This window comes from Leptolyngbya cf. ectocarpi LEGE 11479, assembly GCF_015207065.1.
Classification (GTDB): Bacteria; Cyanobacteriota; Cyanobacteriia; order Phormidesmidales; family Phormidesmidaceae; genus Leptothoe; species Leptothoe ectocarpi.
The window spans coordinates 1-3,658 of sequence record NZ_JADEXP010000484.1 but is presented as its reverse complement, the minus strand read 5'-3'; the positions used below and the strand labels follow the sequence as shown (position 1 = coordinate 3,658).

At 54.3% G+C, this 3,658-nt stretch carries 4 protein-coding genes and 1 pseudogene; 1 reads left to right on the top strand and 4 read right to left on the bottom strand.

Features of this window, described 5'->3' with window-relative positions:
- On the top strand, positions 1 to 339 hold a 339-nt coding region (locus IQ260_RS28770; RefSeq protein WP_228016523.1), incomplete at its 5' end, for a hypothetical protein.
- Positions 340 to 421: 82 nt separating this feature from the next.
- On the opposite strand, the gene IQ260_RS28765 is transcribed toward IQ260_RS28770, so the two are convergent.
- From IQ260_RS28765 to IQ260_RS31305, 4 genes and pseudogenes are all read right to left on the bottom strand, one after another.
- A complete protein-coding gene (locus IQ260_RS28765) occupies positions 422 to 1,297 on the bottom strand; it encodes a metal ABC transporter permease (protein ID WP_193996498.1) in 876 nt (291 codons plus the stop codon).
- On the bottom strand, positions 1,281 to 2,075 hold the full coding sequence (locus IQ260_RS28760; protein WP_193996497.1) for a metal ABC transporter ATP-binding protein: 795 nt from the start codon (positions 2,073 to 2,075) through the stop codon (positions 1,281 to 1,283). The genes IQ260_RS28765 and IQ260_RS28760 overlap by 17 nt, the downstream gene beginning before the upstream one ends.
- A gap of 60 nt (positions 2,076 to 2,135) precedes the next feature.
- A complete protein-coding gene (locus IQ260_RS28755) occupies positions 2,136 to 3,287 on the bottom strand; it encodes a metal ABC transporter solute-binding protein, Zn/Mn family (protein ID WP_193996496.1) in 1,152 nt (383 codons plus the stop codon).
- Between the two features lie 173 nt (positions 3,288 to 3,460).
- Positions 3,461 to 3,658: pseudogene (locus IQ260_RS31305) on the bottom strand (metallophosphatase); the annotation flags it as partial.

The window sequence follows — 3,658 nt, the reverse complement described above, 5'->3', positions numbered from 1 at the left end:
GCTTATGTCATCACGGCCAGTCAGCCAGAGCGGACGCCTTTGGATGTTAAGGACCTGGTCTACACCACCAGCCTTGAAAACGGTGAGCCCCTACAGCAGCTTTTCTTTACCACCCTGGAGCGACAATATTCAGATCTAGACGCCACATCCCTGAGCCACTTTCATTGGTTGTTTCTGGCTCCTAGTGATGAAGGTTGGGAAATGGTCTTTATGTTTTCTGCGATTGATGCGGAAAATGAAGTGATGCTGCCCCCCAGAGATAGCAGTCAGGGCAGCGTGGGGCAAGCGGTACAGCGCTGGCTTACGGATTGTAAGGCAGAGGCAATTGCTGTTGAGTAAACGCTGAGTAAAAGTGTCGCTGGGCAACGCTTAGGAATTAGTTTGAAAATGAAATACCCGATCAATCCGGTTTCGACTGCGCTCAACCGTCCGGCTTTGAGAACTGTATTTTTTGGAGAAAAGTCCCCCAGCTATGGGGCTTGGGCACAATGATTGTCAATAGAAAGAGAACCAGCTGAACTGTGACAATGCTGGGACCAGAAGGCCAGTATAAAAAGGCCGATGTGAGCATGCCCAAAATGGCGCTGAGGGCACCCAGTGCGGTGGAAATTAAGATGTACTGGGTGAAGGTGCGGCTCAGTAGACGGGCTGTGCAGGCGGGAATCACAATAAAGGCGCTAATCAGCAAGACGCCAACCGCTTCGATGGAGATACCCACCACCAGCGATAACAGCACAATAAAGACTGTCCGCTGGGCTGAAACGGCCACACCGCGAGAGATGGCCATGGGTTCATGCAGGGTAAGGAGAATTTGCGATCGCAGCGTCAGCCCAATAAACAGCGCACACACCACCAACAGCACCGCGCCAAAGATCAGATCCCCGGTTTGCACCGCCAGAATATCGCCAAACAGCAGGTTATTGATGCCGCCCTGGTAGTCTTCCCGCAGACTCAGCAAAATAATGCCAACCGCCAGGGATGCGGAGTAAACAATGTTCAACAGTGCGTCCGTCCACAGGTCGGTGCGTTCTAGAAAATAGGTGACGCCCAGGGCAAACAGTACCGTAAAGGGCATCAGCACCCAGGAGGGATCCAGACCTAGCAAAAAACCAATGCTAATGCCCAGCAGCGCCGAGTGCCCCAAGGTATCACTAAAGAAAGAGAGCTGCCGCAGAATGGTGAAGCTGCCCATCAGGCCACCCATCAAACCGGTCAGCACCCCCCCCATCAGCGCCCGCTGCATAAACGGCAGTTGAAACAGCTCAACTGCACGGACAAGTTCAATCTGAATGGTCATAACGAGCACGGGATTGGCAGGAATGATGGTAGCGAACAAAATCAGCACCGTAGGCCAGCGATAGGGCCTCAGGGCTGAGGGCGTGGTCCGGGGTGCCCTCGCAGAGGAGCGTACGGTTGAGACAGAGGACGCGATCGCAACTCTGACGCACCATATCCAAATCGTGGGAGATTTGCAAAATCGCCCATCCCTGTTCTTTTTTAAGCTGGTGCAGCAGCTGGTAAAAGTCTGCCTCGCTGCGGGCGTCCAGCCCAGCCGGTGCTTCGTCTAGAATCAGCAGTCGCCGGGGACGGGCTAAACAGTAGGCCAACAGTACTCGCTTAGTTTCTCCACCGGATAGGGCACTCACTAACTGATCGCGCAGATGCCAGGCTTCCGCTTGCATCAGGGCTTCTCTCACCGCCTGACGGCGTGACCGTTGACCTGTCCAGGGAAGCTGGAGACCCAACCGGTCCCAGCCCAGCCCGACCAACTCCCTCACAGTAATGGGGATGCGGCGGTCAAACAGAAAGCTCTGGGGTAAGTAGGCAATCTGTTCCCTCACGGCCGCTGGCAAACTCCCTTTTGCTGTGAGGGATTGCCCCAGCGCAAACACGTCCCCCGAGTGGCGCGGTAAGATACCCAGAATCGCCTGGATCAGGGTACTCTTACCGGCTCCATTGGGTCCCACAATTGCGGTATCCATCCCCGCTGGCACCGTAAAAGAGACATTCTGAACCGCGGCATAGGACCCCCGATACACGGTGAGATCCTGAACCACCAAAACCGGGTCGCTCAACTGTTTTCTCCTGGCCGTATCAATCTGTTTTTCTGTTCGTTCAATGTGTTTGCTTACCCCTTAGAGTTGCAGTCCCAGCGGAATCATTGCCACGGGCTGAAGCGGTTGAAAATGATACCACGCCTGAGAAGGCTCAAAGCCGGCCGCCAGGTTTTCGGCATTTTCGCGCATCGTATTCAAGTAGTAGTCTGGCTCAGTTGCTTCCGGTCCGCCAACTTCCAAAGAATTGAACTCGCTGACGCCAATACCTAGATCTTTAGCAATGGTGTCAAAGGACGATTCCCCTGCCTGGGGCTCAGTCAGAATGGTTTTCAGACCTTCTGACTGGACGGTCTCCATGACGCGCTTCACGTCTGCCGGGGATGGGCTTTCCTCGGGCAGGCCCACCAGGACTTCAGATTCTAGACCATAGCTGCTGGCAAAGTAATCGGCGAAGTCGTGGAATACAACAAAGGTCTGTCCCGCAAATGGGGTCAGCTTCTCCGTGATTTCGGCATCTAACGCTTCGAGTTCTGTGATGAAAGCAGCAGCGTTAGCGGTGTACTCCGCTTCGCCTTCGGGGTCAGCCGCAATCAGGCCGTCACGAATATTCTCGACCTGCTCAATGGCACGTTTGGGGTCTAGCCAAATATGGGGGTCAAACTCGCCGTGGTCATGGCCGGCATGGGCGTCTTCAGTATGAGCTGCGTGAGCCTCGCCGTCTTCATGGTCGTGCTCCTCGTGTTCTTCATGATCGTGCCCTTCATGGCCGTCCTTATCGGCACTCTCTTTGCCGTGGCCGTGCCCGCCGCTACTCGCTAGAGTGGCCACACCTTCGCTGGAGTCAACGGTAACCAAATCAGAATTCTCGGCATTCTCGATCATGTCGTCTAAAAACGACTCTAATTCCAGACCGTTTTTCACCAGCACGTCAGCATTAGCAACGGCCTGAACATCGCCGGGTTTGGCCTGAAAATCGTGGGGACCGACATTGGTGGGGAGCAGCTGGGTGACCTCAGCCCGCTCGCCTGCCACCGCCGTGGTGAACTGGGTGATGGGTAAGAATGTGGTGACGACCTGCAATGCTGGCTCTGTGGGTGTTTCAGTGTTGGTCGCATCAGCTTCGGTGGTCGCGCTAGGTGTGGTGCAGCTACCTAGTGCGATCGCACCCGCAGCGATCCAGAAAAACCGACGTAAACGGCTCGAAGACGGGATGAAGAGTGTAGATTTCATGGAGATATCGTCCTCAAAGTAACGTGACCGGATGACAAGTAATGGCTTAATTCATTCCGGCAGAAGACCTTGCTGGAATGACATCATGCAAAAATGATAACGATTATCGTTCCTGCGTATTTTACCCTACTTTTTTGGACCGCGATTTGGAATCTCTGTATCTACCGATTAAGTTAAGAAAATTGTTGAACGGGGGCGAAGCCCTTGGCTTTTGAGTAATTCACAGTTCTAAAGGAAAGCTGATTGCTGTGTGGACTGTACAGCGTGTAGGTGGCCTGTCCGGGAATGCGCCCAACGGAGCCGACGCCGATGACGCGACGGGGCGTTTTACCCTGGTTTTGGGGGGCCTGGGGTCCATCTAGGGTGGTTAC